The organism is Candidatus Eisenbacteria bacterium (assembly GCA_035577985.1).
GTDB lineage: Bacteria > Desulfobacterota > Binatia > DP-6 > DP-6 > DATJZY01.
The window spans coordinates 1-17148 of record DATJZY010000124.1 but is presented as its reverse complement, the minus strand read 5'-3'; the positions used below and the strand labels follow the sequence as shown (position 1 = coordinate 17148).

The following is a 17148-nucleotide window of genomic DNA, read 5'->3' as shown; positions in this document are numbered from 1 at the left end:
CGACGACGGGCACGACGGCGTGCGCCGATCTCGCCGACTGCCGTGCCGTTCTCACCGCGGCGCTGCCCGACCCGGCGGTGGCCGCGAGCCGCCGGAGCCGGAAGGTCGCCCGCTTGCTCGTGCGCCTGAACGTGCGCGCGGCGAGCTTCCTCGATCGCGCCGGCGCGGTGTCGGGCACGAAGCAGACGAGGCTCTACACGCGCGCGAGCGCGGTGCTCCAGAGACTCATGGATCTCGCGACGCAGGCCGCCAGCGCCGGCACGCTCGGCGTCCCGCTCGCGCCGATCACGCAGGCCGGTGCGGCGATCCTCGCCCTCGTGCCGTCAGCGTAGCGGCCCGGGCCGACTGCCGCGGACCTGGATGCTCGACACGCGCAGGGCCGCACGCCGCTGCCAGCGGACAGCCTCGTAGCGCATGCCCGCGGCGCCCCAGTGATGGGCGATGAGCGCCGCGTGCTCGCCCAGCCGATCGGCCATGAGCTTCACGAGGGCCGCGGCGACGGCCCCATGCAGGCGGGCGCGCCGGTCGCCGAGCTGCGAGTGATAGGCGACCTCTTGCGTCAGCGGATGGCGAAAGGCGTAGCGCGCCCCCGCGTGGCCCGGCACCTCGCGGACGAACTCCGCCTCCTGGAGGACGGCGAGCATGGTCGTGAGCGAGCGCTCGTCCCGTGCGACCACCTCGCGCAGGAGCGCCGCGTCGAACTGCTTGCCGATCACGGCCGCCGTCTGGAGGACGTCCTTGGTGTCGTCGCCGAGCCGGTCGATGCGCGCGGCGAGGAGCGAGTGGACCGTCGCCGGAATGGTGAGGGTGTCGAGCGGCGCGGTGAGCTGATAGGCGCCGGGTCGCCCGGCCAGGCTTCCGCTCGCCGCCAGCGCCTGCACCACCTCCTCGATGAAGAACGGGTTGCCGCCGGTGCGCTCGCCGATGAGCTCGAGGAGCTCGCCCACCGACGCGTCGTCGCCGAGCAGGTCGGCGAGCAGCGCCTGGCTCGCTTCCTGCGTCAGCGGCGTCAGCGTCAGGCGGTGGAAATGCGCCCCTTGCATCCACCCGGCGTCGTACTCGGGGCGGAAGTTCGCCACCACGAGCACGCGGGAGACCTCGGCTGCGCGCGCGACCTCGCGCAGGCACTCCTCGCTCGCGGGGTCGATCCAGTGCGTGTCGTCGACGAGCAGCACGACCGGCTCGGTGTCGCCGAGCGCGCGAACGAGCCGTCCCATGAACCCCGCCAGCCTCGTCTGGCGGCTCTCGCCGCCGGCGACCGGCGGCGGGACGGCTTCGTCGGGAACGCCGAGCAGATCGAGGGCGAGCGATGCGTCGTCCGCAAGGCGTGCGTCCAGGGTCGCGAGCCGCTCGCGGACCTTGCGGCGAACGTCGGGCGCCGGATCGTCGGCGCCGATCCCGAAGCCGCTGCGCAGGAGGTCGCGGATCGGGAGCAGGGGCACGGCGGCGCCGTGCGCGGGGCAGTGACCTTCGTGCACGCCGATGCCCTGTGCGCGGCATCGCTCCACGAACTCGAGGCACACGCGGCTCTTGCCGACGCCGCCGTCGCCGGCGACGCCGACCACCTGTCCGCCCGAGCCGAGAGCCTGCTCGAGGATGCGCCAGAGCTTGGCGAGCTCGGCCTCGCGTCCGACCAGCCGCGAGAATCCGCGCCGCCGCGAGGCGTCGAGCCGCGTGCGCGCCGTGCCGGGTCCGACCAGCTCGTAGACGCGCACCGGCGCGCTCACGCCCTTCATCGGCGGCGTGCCGTGATCGCGGAGCGTGAAGAATCCCTCGACGAGGCGCGCCGTGTGCTCGGTCAGGTACACCGTTCCGGGCGCGGCCATCTGCTCCATGCGCGCCGCGAGCCCGACCGTGTGGCCGAGCGCGGTGTACTCCATGCGGAGGTCCTCGCCGATGCGGCCGAGCACGACCTCGCCCGAGTTGAGACCCATGCGGACGGCGAACGCGAGACCGCGCGCGGCGAGCACGCTCGCGTACTCGCCGAGCGCGTCCATGAGATCGAGCGCGGCGTGGCAGCCGCGCCGCGCGTGGTCCTCGTGCGCGATGGGCGCCCCGAAGAGCGCCATGACACCGTCGCCCGTGAACTGGTTGATCGTGCCCTCGAAGCGATGGATGCCGGCAGCCAGGATGTGGAAGAACCGATCGAGGACGCGATGCCAGTCCTCGGGGTCGACGCCCTCGGCCAGCTCCATCGAGTGCACGACGTCGGCGAACAGCACCGTGACGAGCTTGCGCTCGCCTTCGAGCGCGCCGCGGCCGCGGCGGATCTTCTCCGCGAGGTGTGCCGGAGTGCTGATCTCCGGCGGTCGCGTGGCCGTCCGCGGCCCGCTCGTCACGAGCTGCTGGCCGCAGCCGTCGCAGAAGCGATGGCCGGGCGGATTCCGCGCCGCGCATCGCGGGCAGGCCTCGCCGCGCACCAGCGCCACGCCGCATGCACCGCAGAAGGTGGCGGTCGCCCGGTTCTCGTGCCGGCAGCGGGGGCACTCCATCGAAGACGCTCCGGCGGTCCTTGTAGCCCGCCACTCGGGGCGTGGAAACGGCAGTTTGCAGCACGGCGGCCCCGCACGGTAGCGGAGTCGCGCGAGGGCGCGCGATGGCAGGGCGGTCACGGTTCACACGCGAGACGGCGGTCGACCGGCGGGGGGACGGGCGGTATCGCGCGGAGCTCGGCCGCGAGTGGTGCGCGCCGATCCTCCCGCAGGGCGGCATGGTCACGGCCGTGGCGTTGCGGGCCATGCAGGCGGAGCTCGGCGCACCGGACCAGCGCCTGCGCTCGGTCACGACCGTCTTCGCGGCGCAGGTGCGCCCCGGCCCGGTCGACGTCGACGTCACCGTGCTGCGCCGCGGCCGCTCGATGTCGCAGCTCGCGGCCACCGTGCGGAGCGCCGGCGAGACGGCGGGACACACGTCGATCGCCGTGTTCGGTGGTCCGCGCGACGGCTTTGCGTTCACCGATATCGCGCCGCCGCGCGTGCCGCCACCCGAAGAATGTCCCTCGTTCCGCGATCCCCCGCCGCCGGGCTTCGAGCGGAAGTACCGCTTCTCGTGGTGGGATCAGGTCGAGGGGCGCGCGGCCATCGGCCACCCGCCGTGGGAGACGTGGGTGCCGACCGCGTCCGATTGCGCCGCGTGGTGTCGGTTCGACGACCCGCCTCTCGTGGACGGCGGCCACCTCGATCCGCTCGCCCTCGTCTCGCTGTGCGACACGATGCCGGGCGCGGTCAGCGAAAAGGTGGGTCCCGGCGTCCGGCCCTGGCTTCCGCCGAGCGCCGACCTGACGGTGCACGTGCTCGCGGACGCCGGACCGGGCTGGCTCCTCGCCCACAATCGCGCGCGCTGGGCCGGGGACGGCTATGCCTCGGTCGAGATGTCGGTGTGGGATCGCGACAACGGTCTCGTCGCCTATGCGACCCAGATGATGTTCTTCAGCTTCTTCGCCTGATGCAGCGCACCCACCCGGCCGACTACCGCCCGTCGCTGCTGTTCGCGGCCGTGGTCGCGATGGCGGTGTGGTGGGGCCTCGGGCTGCCGTACTCGATCACGGCGTGGCTGCTCGACGCGCAGCAGCTCAAGTGGACGCTCATCTGCTACGCCTGGGAGGTTCCGGTGGCGGGCCTCCTGGGTCCCGTGCTCGTGCCGCAGATCTGGTGGCGCGACGTCATGCGTCGCTGGGATCGCGTGTTCGCGACGCCGGGCCAGGTGGACGCGGTCGAGGCCGGGATCGTGGAGGGCAAGATCCTCAACTACCCGTTCCGGGTCGGCTGGGTGCTGCTCGTCACCTCGCTGGTCGGCTACGCCGTCGGCGCGCTCCAGCTCTACCTGTTCGCCCAGCTGCCGCTCGTGCAACTCGTCCACGTCGGCCTCCTCGGCATGGTCACCGGCCTCGTCGGCGCGCTCTTCGCGTTCCTCTATCTCGAACGTCTGCTCGTGCCGCTGCTGCTCGAGCTCGGCCTCAGCCGACCCACCGCGGCGCCGGCGGGACGGCGCGTTCCACTGCGCACCAAGGTCTTCGCCTCCTCGCTCGTGCTGATGATCGCGACGGTGCCGCTGTTCGGGACCGTTTTCTGGAACCAGGCGGCGCGCGTCCTCGAGCAGGAGTCCGGGAAGCGCCTGCTGGTCCTGGCACGCGATGCGACCGGACCCGCGAAGCCGGGCGCGGCCGGCGGCGCGCCCGCGTGGCAGGCGCTCGCCGGTCGCGCGGACCTCGGCGCCTCGGGTCGCGTGTACGTCGTCGACGGCGAGGGACGCGTGCTCGCGGGCACCGGGCCGGCCCGACGTCTCGCGGACGAGGGCTTTCGGCCCGCCGTCCTCGCGGCGATCCTCGGCACGCCCGACGGCCATCTGGTCGATCGCACCCATCTCAGCCGCGTCATCGCGTTCGCCGAGGTGCCGGGCGCGGACCGGCACGTCGTGGTCGTCGTGCCCACGCTCGAGTTCGACCAGGAGCTGCGGCACGGGCTGCGCACGGCCGCCGCGATCTTTCTCGCCACCCTGTCGCTGGCGCTCGGTAGCAGCTTCCTGTTCGCCCGCCGGCTGACGCGCCCGATCGAGGTCGTGACCGCGGTGGCGAACCGCAGCGCACGCGGGCCCGACACGGCCTGGGAGCTGGCGCCGGTCCGCACCAACGACGAGGTCGGCGAGCTCGCGGTGGCGCTCAACCTCATGACCTCGCGCCTGGGCGAGGCACGCGACGCGCTCGCGCGCTCCAACATCCAGCTCGAGGACCGCGTGGCGGCGGCGACGCGCAACATCCGCTCGCTCTACGACACGACCCGCACCATCACGTCGACGCTCGAGCTGGAGGACGTGCTGCGGCTCATCGGAGAGCGCATCGTCGCGTCGCTCGGGCTGCGCGACCTGGTCCTCATCCGCTGCTCGCCCGTCGATTCGTCGGTGGAGGTGTACGCCACGTCGCGCGGCCGCCTCGTGCTCGGTCCGGAGCCCGACCTCGAGGCCATCGCCGGCGGCTCCCGGCGCCCGAGCGTCGGCGCGCTCGCCGCGGTCGACCCGCTGCTGCCGCCGATCGTCCGCGCCGCGCTCACCGGCCCGGAGATCCTGCGGCTGCCGCTCGTGTTCAAGGACGAGCTCCTGGGCCTCGTCCTCGCGAGTCTGCCGCCGGGGTGTGCGGCCCCCGATCTCGACTTCGCGGACGCGATCGCGAGCCAGACGGCCGTCGCGCTCGCGAACGTCGGCCTGTACGAAACGGTCCACCGTCACGAGATAGAGCTTCGCGAGCTGTCGGAGCGCCAGGTGCAGATGCGCGAGGACATGCTGCGTGGCGTGTCACGCGACCTCCACGACGGCCTCGGCCAGGCGCTGGCGGCGATCAAGTTCGACCTCGGATCGATCGAGCAGACCGACGACGCGACGAATCCGGCCGCGCTCCGGGAGCGCGTCCGCGGCGTGCAGGCGCAGGTGACCGAGCTCATGCAGGAGGTGCGGCGCATGTCGCAGCTCCTGCGGCCGACGATGCTGGACGACCTGGGGCTGATCCCCAGCCTGCGGCTCCTGGTCGAGAGCATCGGCGCGCGGGCCGGCGTCGCCATCACGCTGAGCGCGCCGACGGTCGAGCGCCGCCTGCCGCCGGCGATCGAGGTGCTCCTCTATCGCGTGACGCAGGAGGCGCTCACCAACATCGTGCGGCACGCCCAGGCGCGAAGCGCCCGCGTCGACCTCACCCTCGGAGCCACGCACGCGATGCTCACGATCAGCGACGATGGCATCGGGTTCGACGTGGAGGAGCTGCGCCGCCGCCCGACGCCGAGCGGGATGGGTCTCCTCGGCATGCGCGAGCGCGTGGCGTACCATCGCGGATGGATCGACATCCGGTCGCGGCCGCGCGAGGGGGTGTCGATCACGCTGCGGATTCCGATTGATGCCGCGTGATGCGGGCGTCGGTGGCGCGAGGCCGGGGGCGAGGCTTCGGCTTCGGCTCCGCCGCGCGGGAAAACATTCGGCGCGTCTCGGCCCGGCATTTCGTCGCGCCGCTTCGCAGGCGCCTCCGCCTCGCCCCCGGCCTCGCGACGCTGCGCTCGCTCGGCTGGCGCGTCCGCGCGCGCGTGGGACGCCTCGCGCGGCGGCGGCTGCCTTGGAGGTGGTGGAGGGTGTGCCAGTCGGCGATGGAGAGGCGCGGGTATTCCTGGAAGCGGGGGCCGTCGAGCACCGTCGGGATCCAGGCTGGTTTGTAGCGGAGCATGAGCTGGACGTGCTCGGGGGAGGATCGGGAGCTGCGCGCCGCACGACGGCCGCGTGCGCGCATGACGGCGTGATGGCAGCGGAGGTGCCGTCGTCCGGTCACCCGCAGCGTGTCGCGCCGGCCCATGACGTTGCACGTGACGGCGCCGGTCGTCTTCCGGCAGATCGAGCAGTAGCAGAACATGAACGGATAGGGCGTGTCCGACTCGACCCGGAACGCGACCTTGCCGCACTGACACGATCCGCGCAGGCGCAGGTGCCGAACATCACGCGCGCCGCGCCGCGGCGCGGCGTCAAGACGGCAGCCGCCGTCTGGTTGACCCGCCGACGACGCTCCGGGTACGACACGTCCCCGTGCCGGACTCCGAGCGACCATCGACCCGGCGTCCGCTCGACCTCCGCACGAAGATCTTCTACGGCCTCGGCTCGGTCGCGTTCGGCGTCAAGGACAACGGCTTCGCCTTCTTCCTGCTCCTCTACTACAACCAGGTGCTCGGTCTCGCGGAGGAGCGGGTCGGATTCGCGATCATGGTGGCCCTCGTCGCCGACGGCCTGATCGATCCGTTCATCGGCTACCTCTCGGATCACCTGCACTCGCGCTGGGGCCGCCGCCATCCGTTCATGTACGCGTCGGCGCTGCCGGTCGGGCTCGCGTACTACTTCCTGTGGCGGCCGCCGGCGGGGCTCTCGCCGGGCGCCCTCTTCGCGTACCTCCTCGCGATCGCGGTCCTCGTCCGGGCCCTCATCGCCTGCTACGAGATCCCGAGCTCGTCGCTCGTCGCCGAGCTGACGGATCAGTACGACGAGCGCACCTCGATTCTGTCCTACCGCTACTTCTTCGGCTGGTGGGGTGGCCTCGCCATGGCCGTCCTCGCCTACACCGTCTTTCTGCGCTCCGATCCGGCCCATCCGACGGGCGTGCTCAATCCCGAAGGGTATCACCGGTACGGCTTCGCGGCCGCGATCATCATGGTGGTCGCGATCCTCATCTCGGCCACCGGGACGCACCGCTTCATCCCGCACCTGCGCCGGCCGCCGGCGAGCCGCCATGCAGGCGGCATCGTCGGCGAGCTGCGGCAGACGCTCGCGAACCGCTCGTTCCTCGTGCTCTTCGCCGCGGCGGGATTCGCCGCGATGGCGTCGGGCATCACGGCGGCGCTCGGGATCTACTTCAACACGTTCTTCTGGGAGCTCAGCTCGGAGCAGATCGGCGTGCTGGCGATGCTGAACTTCGTGTCGGCGGCGATCGCGCTCGCCGTCACGCCGGTACTGTCGCGACGCTTCGGCAAGAAGCCCGCGGCGATCGCGATCTCGCTCGTCGCCATCGCCATCGGTCCGCTCCCCGTGACGTTGCGGCTGCTCGGGTGCTTTCCCGCGAACGGCTCGCCGGCGCTCCTGCCGACGCTGGCGCTCTGGAGCACGATGTTCGTGACCCTGTTCATCGTCTCCAGCATCCTCTTGACGGCCATGCTCGCCGACGTCGTCGAGGAGAGCGAGATCACGACCGGCAGACGATCCGAGGGCGTCCTCTTCGCGGCCAACGTCTTCATCCAGAAGGCCGTCTCCGGGATCGGGATCTTCACCTCGTCGCTGATCCTGGGCGCGATCGGTTTTCCCCGCGGGGCCAAGCCGGGCGCCGTCGACCCGACCATCGTCCGCAACCTGGGGCTCGTCTACACGCCTCTGCTCGTGGTGTTGTTCCTCGTCTCGACCGGGTTCGTGGCGCTCTTCCGCATCGACCGCGACACGCACGAGGCCAACCTGCGAAGGCTATCGAAGAGATAGCCCCTGGCTTGCGCCGGTCCCGCCGATCGGCCCTACTGCGCCCCGCCCATGGCGGGTGGATTCGAGGCGGCGGTCGACCGAGCGTGCGGCCGGTGGGTGGCGTTCGTCGACCGGCGTCCGGCGGCGGTGCTCACCGTGGTGGCCGTCGTGACGGTCGGGCTCGGTGTGTTCGCCGCGCTCACCATGGGGATCAACGCCGACCCGCGCAGCCTCGTGAACCCACAGCTCCCGTTCCAGATCCGGCAGCGCGAGCTGGGCAAGGTCTTCCACTCGCTCGCCGACGGCATCCTCATCGTGGTCGACGCCGACAGCCCGACGGCGGCGGGGCGCACCGCGGACGCGCTGGGGGCGAAGCTGGCGGCGCGCACCGACCTCTACTCCGAGGTGGACGTGCCCGGCGGCGGCCCGTTCTTCGCGAAGAACGCGCTCCTCTATCTCACGACCGATCAGCTGGAGGACCTGACCGACCGCCTCTCGCACGTGCAGCCGTTCCTGGGCGCGCTGGCGCGCGACCAGAGCCTCGTCGGCGTGGCGGATCTCCTGCGCATGGCGCTCGAGGCGCAGCACGAGGGGAGGGCGACGGGGCTCGATCTCGCGCCGGCCCTCGATCGCGTGAGCGTCGTCGTCGAAGCGGTCGCCGCGGGACGTCGCGCGCCCGATCCCTGGGGCGCGGCCATCATGGGCGCCGCGCTGCCCGCCGAGGCGCGCCAGCGCATCGTAGCGGTGCGACCCGCCCGCGACCTGGGTGAGATCGCGCCCGACGCGCCGGAGCTGGAGGTCGTCCGCGCCACCATCCGCGAGCTCGACATCGGGCCCGAGCACGGCGTGACCGCCCGCATCACCGGCGAGCCCGTGATGAACGGAGAGGAGCTGGGGGCGGTCGCCCGCCAGACGGTGCGCGTCGCCGTCGTCTCGACGATCCTGTTCACGGTGGCGGTGGTCTTCGCGCTGCGCTCGACGCGCACCGTGATGGCCCTCGTGGGGAGCCTGCTCGTGAGCCTCGTGTGGTCGAATGGCATCGCCGCCGCCACCGTGCGGGACCTCAACATCATCTCGGCGGCGTTCAACGTCCTGATCGTCGGCCTCGGGGGCGAGTTCGGGATCCACTTCGCGATGCGGTACATCGAGCTGGTTTCGAAGGGCCGCCGCCGCACCGAGGCCCTCGTCGAGACGGCACAGTCGATCGGCGGCTCGCTCCTGTCGAGCGCGTGCACGACGTCGATCGGTTTCTTCATCTTCGTGCTGACCGACTTCACCGGCGTGGCGCAGCTCGGCATCATCTCCGGCGCCGGCATGTTCGCGTCGCTCGCGAGCACGATGACCGTGCTGCCGGCCATCCTCGCGCTCGGCGCCACGGAGCCGCGCGTGTCGATGCAGGAGCTGCCGCCATGGCTGGCGCAGCTCGACCGCGTTCCCATCCGTTTCGCCTGGCTGATCCGACCGGCGTCGATCCTGCTCGCGGTCGGGGCCGTCCTCCTGCTGCCGCGCATCCACTTCGACTACAATCCCTCGCGCCTCCACGACCCGAACCAGGAATCGGTGGTCGCCTTCCAGGAGCTGCTCGCCCGCAGCGACGCCTCGCCGTGGACCGCCGACGTGATCGCGCCGTCGCTCGACGCCGCCACGACGATCGGCAAGAAGATCGCCGCGCTCCCGGCGGTGGCCGAGACGCGGACCATCCTCGACTACGTGCCGAAGGACCAGGACGAGAAGCTCTCGATCCTCGAGACCGCCGCGTACTTCGTGCCCGCGACGATCACGCCCGGCCCGCCGCGCACTGACGGCGAGCGCCGCGCGTCGCTCGCGAAGCTCGCCGAGACGGCGGGCGCGACCACGGCCGGCGCCCTCGCGCCGGCCGCCACACGGCTGAAGACGGCGATCGACGGCCTTCTCGCCCATGCCGGTCCCGACACGCTCGGGAGCCTCGAGAAGGACCTCGTCGGCTCGCTGCCCGAGCAGATCCGCGACCTGGCGCGGCTCGTGAAGCCGTCGCACGTGCAGCTGAAGGATCTCCCGCCGACGCTCACCCGACAGATGCTCGCCCCGGACGGCCGCGCGCGCGTGCAGGCGTTGCCGCGCAACGACATCTCGGACGGTCGCGCCCTCGAGCGGTTCGTCGCCGAGGTTCGCGGCGCCGCGCCGGACAGCGCGGGACTCGCGGTCTACGTCGTCGAGTGGTGCCGCGTGGCCTGGCAGGCGATGCTGTGGGCCCTCATCGGCGGCGTCGCGTGCATGGCGCTGCTGCTCGTCGTCTTGTGGCGCAGCGTCTGGGACATGGTCCTCGCCTTCTTCCCGCTCGCCCTGGCCGCGGCGCTCACCTGCGCCTCGCTCGTCGTGCTCGGTACGCCGTTCAACTTCGCGAACGTCATCGTCCTGCCGATGCTGATCGGCATGAGCATCGACAGCGGCGTCCACCTCGTGCACCGGCATCGAACGAACGAGCAGGAGGACGTCCTCGGCACGAGCACGGCGCGCGCCGTCTTCTACTCGGCGCTCACCACCATGCTGTCGTTCGGGAGCCTCGCCTTCGCGCCGCACCGGGGGATCGCGTCGATCGGGCTGCTCCTCACGATCGGCGTGGGGCTGGTGCTCGTCTGCTACGTCGTCGTGCTGCCGGCCGTGCTCGAGTGGGACGATCGCCGGCGGCGATCAGGGTAGGCAGCCGCAGGTTCCCGTCGCCGCGATCGCCTGACACGTCGATCCGGTCGGACAGCCGGGGTCGCCGCACGTCGGGTACGTGCCGCCGCACGCCGTCGGGACGCAGCTCGGCGTCTGGAAGATGGGTGGCCCGATGCAGAAGCTGCCCACCGGGCAGCCGCCGCACGGATCGACCGGCGGCTGCGCGAGACACTCGCAGAAGTCGAAGTTGCCGATCGGAAGGCCGATCGAGTTCGCGTAGCAGGTGAGACCGGCCGGGCAGGTCCCGCCGCACACCGGGAACGTGTCGCCGCATGCGACCGTACCCGCGGGCAGGCAGCCGCAGGTCGGGAGCGGGAAGCCGCCGACGCTGCCGCACTCCTGGCCCGCCGGACACTCGCCGTTGCACACCGGCCACGTGTCGCCGCACGGCTGGGCCGCGTCGATGCACTGACAGGTCGTGAGGTCGCGCGTTCCGCACGCGGAGCCGTCGAGACACGTTCCGCCGCACGTCGGCGCATCGAAGCTGTCGACGCACGTCGGGCCGCCGAGGCTCGTGTTCGAGCAGTCGGGAATGCTCGTTCCGTCCGCGTCGCGCCCGAAGAAGAGGTGGCTGCCGTCGTGGCGGATCGTCGACGCGTCGAAGAGCGCGCAGTTGCGGGTGCTGCCCATCGTGATGCGGATGCCGATCGCGCCCTGTCGGCCGGCGAGCGGCAACCCGACGCCGAACGCGCGGATGCGGATCGCGCGCCCCTTCTTCAGGAGCAGCGAGAAGACCGGCGACACGCCGTCGGGCGCGAGCTTGTTCACGAACTTGAACGTCGCCGGCGAGCCGTCGCGCACGAGCCAGCCGACCGCCGGCGGAACGAGCAGCGTGCCGACGCCCTCGTTCTGCGAGAAGAGCTCGATCGTGATGCCGCCCGGCGTGCCCGACGCGGGATCGTCGGCGCTTCCGATGTCCGGGATGAGGAGCTGGGGGTCCTTGGCGAGGAAGAGCAGCTTCTCCTCGCCGGCCGCCGTCCGCCGCAGGATCAGCTTCCGGGCCGAGACGGGCTGATCCGCCGCGCCGACCTCCCCGGGCACGAGAAGCGCGAGCACCGCCGACACCAGGAGCGACCTGGAAAACCCCATCGTGGCCGAGAAGGTAAGCCGGCGCTCGAAGGCCCGTCAAGGGAAAAAACGGCCAAGGCTCGCCTGCTTACCGCTCTCCGGCATATCAAAGGGGGCACGAGGAGAAGCCTGCCATGCCGCAGAACGTTCCTGCCTTCCGATTCAGCGACGATGCCTTGCGGGTTCGCCAGTTCATCTACGACCATTGGTGTAGAGACGGGCGCGCCCCCAATCTGCGCGAGGCCCACGAGGCGACGGGACTCGGGCGCGGCCGCCTGATCGAGGTCTATCGCGAGCTGGACCTGGGTCTCGTCATCACGATCCATCAGGAGACCCAGAACGTGAACATCCTCAAGTGCCAGCCGTTCTCGAGCTATCCGAGCCAGGTGGCGGTCGGGATCGACGGGCGCTTCCACTGCTGGGCCGGGTGCGCGATGGAGTCGATCGCGATCTCGCGCATGCCGCCGTTCGCGGGCAAGGAGCTGACGCTCGAATCGTACTGCGCGTGTTGTCTCGCGCCGGTCGAGATCCGCGTGCGCGACGGCGCGATCCTCGCGGCCATGCCGGCCGCGCCGTTGATCCACGTGAGCACGAGTCCGCGCGAGTGGAACACGACCGACATCGTCTGCATGTGCGATTCGATGAACTTCGTGATCGACCCCGATCATGCGCTCGCCTACGAGAGGCAGGTGGCGAGGCGAGGGGTCGTGCTGACGCTCGATCAGGCGCGCCGCTTCGTTTCGGGCACGGCCGAGAGCCGCATGCACCGCTACGACTGGGAGCCCGTGCCGCTGATTCCGGCGCGCGTCATCGCAGGGCTCAAGGCACTTGGTGTGGACCTGAGCAACTGGGGGGCGTGAGCGGCGAGTCACGCGGCTGACGCGCCGCCGCGCTCGACACTCGGCGGGTCGGGCGGAACCATGATCCCGGGGAGAACCGGGGCATGCGTCGTGGGAACCTGCGTGCGCTCGTCGTCGTGTCGGCGCTGGTCGTCGCAATCGCGAGTGGCCGCGCCCGCGCGGGCGACGCGGACGCGCCCGGCATGCGCGCGTACGTCGATCCCCGGACCGGCCAGCTGATGGACCATCCGCCACCGGGCGAGCCGGCGCCGGCGGCGACGCCGGCGCAGAGCCGATCGGGCGTGGGGCTCGTCGAGACGCGCGCGGCGGGCGGCGGCATGGAGGTCGACCTGCAGGGCCGCTTCCAGAGCCCGCTCGTCGCGACGGTCGGATCCGACGGGACGCTGCACATGCACCACGCGGACGGCGCCGAGTAGCAGGGAACGTCCGTGCGTACGACCGGTCGCTTCATCGTCCCGCTGGTGCTGCTCGCCGCGCTCGCCGTCGCGGGCAACGCTCCCGCGGCGACCGTCACGGTGGTGAACCTCGACGGGGCCGGCGAAGGGTTCAACGACGCGACCGTGGTGAGCCCGGTGGGCGGGAACTCGGCCACGACGCTCGGCGCGCAGCGCCTGGCCGCGTTCCAGGCGGCGGCGGACGTCTGGGGCGCGGAGCTCGACAGCGCCGTCACGATCCGTGTCGGTGCGCAGATGGATCCGCTCACGTGCAGCGCGTCCAGCGCGGTCCTCGGTCAGGCCGGGCCGACGACGGTGCACCGTGACTTCGTCGGCGCGCCGGTCGCCAACACCTACTATCCGCAGGCGCTCGCCAACAAGCTCGCGGGCTCGGACCTGTCCGTACAGGACGACATCTCGGCGACGTTCAACAGCGCCATCGGCACGACGTGCAGCTTCCCGAACGTCTGGTACTACGGCCTCGACGGCAATCCGCCCGGCGGGCAGATCGACTTCGTCGCGGTCGTCCTGCACGAGATCGGGCACGGCCTCGGCTTCCTTACCTTCGTCAACACCTCGACGGGCGCCCGGCTGAACAACCGCGACGACACCTACATGCGCAACCTCGAGGACCACAGCACGGGACTCCTGTGGTCGGCCATGAGCGACGCCGAGCGCATGGCGTCGGCGATCGACACCAACGACCTCCACTGGGTGGGCGCCGCCGTGGTCGCGAACAGCGGCATCCTCTCGGCCGGTCGCCACGCGAGCGGCCACGTCGAGATGTACGCGCCGAATCCGATCCAGAGCGGGTCGTCGGTCTCGCACTTCGGCACGTCGTGCAGCCCGAACGAGCTGATGGAGCCGATCTACACCGGCCCCCTCCACGTGACGTCGCTCGCGCGCCATTTGATGACCGACATCGGCTGGGGCAGCGGCTTCGCCTCGACGACCACCACGTCGTCGACGACCAGCACGAGCTCGTCGACCTCGACCACCTCGACGTCGAGCACCACGACCACCAGCACGTCGACCACCACGAGCTCCACGACCTCGACGTCCACGACGACCACCTCGTCGACGAGCAGCTCGACCAGCACGACGACGTCCTCGACCACGAGCACCACGACGTCCACGTCGACGACGTCCACGACCTCCACCTCGACGAGCACGAGCTCGACGACGAGCACCAGCACCACGTCGACCAGCACGACGTCGACGACCAGCACCAGCACGTCGACGACGTCGAGCACCTCGACGAGCGTCCCGACGACGTCGAGCACCACGACGACCAGCTCGTCGACCTCGAGCACCACGAGCACCAGCACCACGTCCACGACGTCGTCGACCTCGACGACCACCAGCACGACCGTGCCCACCACCTCGTCGTCGACGAGCACGTCGACGACCTCGACGACGTCGACCAGCTCCACGACCTCGAGCACGAGCAGCACGAGCACGACCTCGTCCACCACGACGTCGACGAGCACGACGTCGAGCACGACCACCTCGACCACGACGACGTCGAGCACGACCTCCAGCACGTCGACCACGACGTCGACCTCCTCGACCACCACCACGTCGACCTCGACGTCCACCTCCACCTCGTCGACCACGTCCACCTCGACCTCGACGAGCAGCTCGACCACGACGCTGCCGGGCGTGGCCGACGTCTGTCCGCCCGCGCCCCTCGCCGGATGCCGCTCGAGCGCGTCGCAGCACGCGACGCTCCTGCTGCGGGACTCGACGGACGACCGGAAGGACGCGCTGCGGTGGAAGCTCACCCGCGGCGCGAACGCGACGCGGAGCGCCTTCGGCGATCCGATCGGCGGGTCGTCGGCGGTCCGGCTGTGCGTGTACGACGCGTCGGTTTCGCCGCAGCCGCTCGTCGTCGGCGCGGTGCCCGCGGGCGGCACCTGCGGCACGAAGCCGTGCTGGCGCGGCCTCGGCAGCAGCGGCTACCGCTACAAGGACCGTGCGGGATCGTCCGCCGGCGTGACGGATCTGAAACTCCGCACGTCCGCGAGCGGCGAGGCGCAGATGGTGGCGAAGGCGAAGGGCCTCAAGCTCCCCATGCCCGACCTCGGGCTCACGCTGCCGGTGACCGTGCAGCTCGTGACCGGCGACGGAACCGCCGCCGAGTGCTGGGAGAGCACGTTCGAGTCGGCGACGAAGAACGACGCCACGCAGTTCCGGGCCACGTCGCCATAGGGCGACCCGCCGTCAGCGCGGCAGGCCGAGGATGCGCTGCGCGATGACGTTGCGCTGGATCTCGGAGGTGCCGCCCATGATCGTCTCCGAGCGTGCGTAGAGGAACTGCCGTGGAATCGTGCCGGCCCCGAGCGCGAGATCGCCGTCGCGGAGCGCGCCGTACGGGCCGAAGAGCGACATGGCGAGGTCCTGCAGGCGCTGATCGGTCTCGCTGCCCAGCACCTTCTCCATCGAGCTCTCGTTGCCCGGGTGCCCCAGGCGCAGCAGGTTCGTGAGGCTGCGGTAGCCCGAGAGCCGCAGGATCTCCACCTCGATGTGGGCCTGCGCCAGGCGCTGGCGGACGGCGGGATCGCGCAGCTTCGCGCGCGTCGCCGGGTGCTCCTTGGCGAGCTGGAGGAGCTGCGTCAGGCTGCGGCGGATCTTGCGCTGGAAGACGAAGGTCCACATGGGACCGCGCTCGTGCTGCACGATGCCCATGGCGGTGTTCCATCCACTGCCGGGCGCCCCGAGGAGGTTGGCCGCCGGCACGCGGACGTCCTCGAAGAACACCTCGCAGAACTCGGCGTCGTCCGTCATCTGACGCAGCGGGCGGACGCTGATGCCCGGCGTCTTCATGTCGACGAGGAGCAGGCTGATCCCCTTGTGCTTCGGGGCGTCGGGCTCGGTGCGGCAGAGCAGGAAGCACCAGTCCGCGATGTCGGCGTGGCTCGTCCAGACCTTCTGGCCGTTCACGACGTACTCGTCGCCGCGCCGTTCGGCGCGCGTGCGAAGCCCCGCGAGGTCGGACCCGGCGCCCGGCTCGGAGAATCCCTGGCACCAGAGCTCCTCGCCGTTCACCATCTTGGGAAGGAAGCGCCGGCGCTGGGCCTCGGTCCCGTGCTGGAGCATCGCGGGACCGATCAGGTCGACGTAGGACTGCGCCGGCGGGCGCGGCGCGCCGATCTCGTCGAGCGCGAAGTCGAAGAACCAGCGCTCGACCACCGTCGCACCTCGCCCGCCCTCGGACTTGGGCCACGAGATCGCGGCCCAGCCGCCCTCGGAGAGCTTGCGCTGCCAGGCGCGCGCGACCTCGATCCACATGGGATCCTCGACCCGCGTCCAGCAGTGGTCGCGACGCCATTCCTCGGGCAGGTTCGCGTCGAGCCAGCGCAGCGCCTCGTCGCGGAAGGCGAGGTCTTCGGGCGAGAACGAGAAGTCCATGGAGGGGCGCGACCCTAGCAGACGACCGGAGCGGTTGCTAAGTCGGCCGCATGGCCAACACCTGCCTCTACCTGCACGAGACGATCGACATCCTCGGTACCGGCTCCGAGCCGTACAAGGCTCACACGGGCAAGCTCGGAACGAACCGGAGCGACGGCGGCGCGCCGCTGGTGGGGACGTGGCAGCAGAGCGGGTCGACGGGCTCCTGGCCGACCGTGATCAACCTATGGGAGATGCGCGGGTGGGACCATTGGCGCGAGATCCTGGAGCGACAGTACACGCGCGCCTCGGGACAGGAGCCGAAGCTGAAGCGCTGGTGGACGGAGGCGACGAAGTTCCGCTCCGGCGGATTCGACCGCATCCTCGAGCCGGCGCCGTTCAGCCCGACGCGGCAGCAGCTCGTCGACGGCCAGGTGCGCGGCCTCGCCATGATCCAGGAGATCGCGACGGTGAAGCCCGGTCGCGCCGAGCGCTACCTCGACGCCGTCGCGTCGCGGTGGCGGGCCGTCGCCAAGCAGCGCGGCCTCACGCTCGCGGGTGCCTTCCGGACGTCGATGCGCGACACCGAGGCGGTGCTCCTGTGGAGCGTGCCCGATTTCGGGACGTACACCCGCCACCTGTCCACGTGCTGGAGCGACCGTGCGGTCCGGCGCTGGACCGAGTATGCGCGCACGTGGCGGGTCGACCATCGCGAGACGCTGCTCGTGCCGAGC

The 17148-nt window shown here is 71.4% G+C and carries 14 protein-coding genes; 9 read left to right on the top strand and 5 right to left on the bottom strand.

Going from position 1 to position 17148, the window contains the following annotated elements:
• The coding region (locus VMS22_17465; protein ID HXJ35823.1) for a hypothetical protein at nt 1-332 on the top strand (332 nt) is incomplete at its 5' end.
• Here the strand turns inward: VMS22_17465 and VMS22_17460 are convergent.
• Nucleotides 324-2492: an adenylate/guanylate cyclase domain-containing protein gene (locus tag VMS22_17460; protein ID HXJ35822.1), complete on the bottom strand. Its 2169-nt coding sequence runs from the start codon at nt 2490-2492 to the stop codon at nt 324-326. The genes VMS22_17465 and VMS22_17460 overlap by 9 nt on opposite strands.
• Nucleotides 2493-2596: 104 nt before the next feature.
• Here VMS22_17460 and VMS22_17455 point away from each other — a divergent pair, with 104 nt between their 5' ends.
• The 4 genes from VMS22_17455 (at nt 2597) to VMS22_17440 (ending at nt 10641) form a co-directional block, all read left to right on the top strand.
• On the top strand, nt 2597-3445 hold the full coding sequence (locus VMS22_17455) for a thioesterase family protein (GenBank protein HXJ35821.1): 849 nt from the start codon (nt 2597-2599) through the stop codon (nt 3443-3445).
• Nucleotides 3445-5889 carry an ATP-binding protein gene (locus VMS22_17450; GenBank protein ID HXJ35820.1) on the top strand — a complete coding sequence of 815 codons (2445 nt, stop codon included), beginning with the start codon at nt 3445-3447 and terminating at the stop codon, nt 5887-5889. Before VMS22_17455 ends, VMS22_17450 begins: the two co-directional genes overlap by 1 nt.
• Nucleotides 5890-6552: 663 nt before the next feature.
• On the top strand, nt 6553-7983 hold the full coding sequence (locus VMS22_17445) for an MFS transporter (GenBank protein HXJ35819.1): 1431 nt from the start codon (nt 6553-6555) through the stop codon (nt 7981-7983).
• Between the two features lie 48 nt (nt 7984-8031).
• Nucleotides 8032-10641 carry an MMPL family transporter gene (locus VMS22_17440; protein HXJ35818.1) on the top strand — a complete coding sequence of 870 codons (2610 nt, stop codon included), beginning with the start codon at nt 8032-8034 and terminating at the stop codon, nt 10639-10641.
• On the opposite strand, the gene VMS22_17435 is transcribed toward VMS22_17440, so the two are convergent.
• Nucleotides 10633-11751: a hypothetical protein gene (locus VMS22_17435; GenBank protein ID HXJ35817.1), complete on the bottom strand. Its 1119-nt coding sequence runs from the start codon at nt 11749-11751 to the stop codon at nt 10633-10635. The two genes, VMS22_17440 and VMS22_17435, sit on opposite strands and share 9 nt — an antisense overlap.
• Nucleotides 11752-11864: 113 nt before the next feature.
• Here VMS22_17435 and merB point away from each other — a divergent pair, with 113 nt between their 5' ends.
• Nucleotides 11865-12590, top strand: coding sequence for an organomercurial lyase (merB, locus tag VMS22_17430; GenBank protein HXJ35816.1), 726 nt, complete (start codon nt 11865-11867; stop codon nt 12588-12590).
• 83 nt (nt 12591-12673) lie between these two features.
• The gene (locus tag VMS22_17425; GenBank protein HXJ35815.1) at nt 12674-13006 is read left to right on the top strand and encodes a hypothetical protein; all 333 of its coding nucleotides are present in this window, start codon (nt 12674-12676) and stop codon (nt 13004-13006) included.
• Nucleotides 13007-13635: 629 nt separating this feature from the next.
• Here VMS22_17425 and VMS22_17420 read toward each other — a convergent pair.
• The gene (locus tag VMS22_17420; protein HXJ35814.1) at nt 13636-13860 is read right to left on the bottom strand and encodes a hypothetical protein; all 225 of its coding nucleotides are present in this window, start codon (nt 13858-13860) and stop codon (nt 13636-13638) included.
• Between the two features lie 33 nt (nt 13861-13893).
• Nucleotides 13894-14673 carry a hypothetical protein gene (locus VMS22_17415; GenBank protein ID HXJ35813.1) on the bottom strand — a complete coding sequence of 260 codons (780 nt, stop codon included), beginning with the start codon at nt 14671-14673 and terminating at the stop codon, nt 13894-13896.
• A 13-nt stretch (nt 14674-14686) separates the two neighbouring features.
• Between VMS22_17415 and VMS22_17410 the strand changes: the two genes are divergently transcribed.
• Nucleotides 14687-15235 (top strand): hypothetical protein, encoded by a 549-nt coding sequence (locus VMS22_17410; GenBank protein ID HXJ35812.1) that lies wholly within the window; start codon nt 14687-14689, stop codon nt 15233-15235.
• 12 nt (nt 15236-15247) lie between these two features.
• Here the strand turns inward: VMS22_17410 and VMS22_17405 are convergent, their stop codons facing one another.
• Entirely contained in the window at nt 15248-16435 is a 1188-nt protein-coding gene (locus tag VMS22_17405) for an acyl-CoA dehydrogenase family protein (protein HXJ35811.1), read from the bottom strand.
• A 50-nt stretch (nt 16436-16485) separates the two neighbouring features.
• Here VMS22_17405 and VMS22_17400 point away from each other — a divergent pair.
• Nucleotides 16486-17148: hypothetical protein (locus VMS22_17400; protein ID HXJ35810.1), on the top strand; the 663-nt coding region annotated here is incomplete at its 3' end.

Bases quoted from the DNA above. Each gene is read 5' to 3' on its own strand.
- VMS22_17460 (HXJ35822.1), bottom strand. From the start codon at position 2,492: ATGGAGTGCCCCCGCTGCCGGCACGAGAACCGGGCGACCGCCACCTTC.
- VMS22_17455 (HXJ35821.1), top strand. From the start codon at position 2,597: ATGGCAGGGCGGTCACGGTTCACACGCGAGACGGCGGTCGACCGGCGG.
- VMS22_17450 (HXJ35820.1), top strand. From the start codon at position 3,445: ATGCAGCGCACCCACCCGGCCGACTACCGCCCGTCGCTGCTGTTCGCG.
- VMS22_17440 (HXJ35818.1), top strand. From the start codon at position 8,032: ATGGCGGGTGGATTCGAGGCGGCGGTCGACCGAGCGTGCGGCCGGTGG.
- VMS22_17435 (HXJ35817.1), bottom strand. From the start codon at position 11,751: ATGGGGTTTTCCAGGTCGCTCCTGGTGTCGGCGGTGCTCGCGCTTCTC.
- merB (HXJ35816.1), top strand. From the start codon at position 11,865: ATGCCGCAGAACGTTCCTGCCTTCCGATTCAGCGACGATGCCTTGCGG.
- VMS22_17425 (HXJ35815.1), top strand. From the start codon at position 12,674: ATGCGTCGTGGGAACCTGCGTGCGCTCGTCGTCGTGTCGGCGCTGGTC.
- VMS22_17405 (HXJ35811.1), bottom strand. From the start codon at position 16,435: ATGGACTTCTCGTTCTCGCCCGAAGACCTCGCCTTCCGCGACGAGGCG.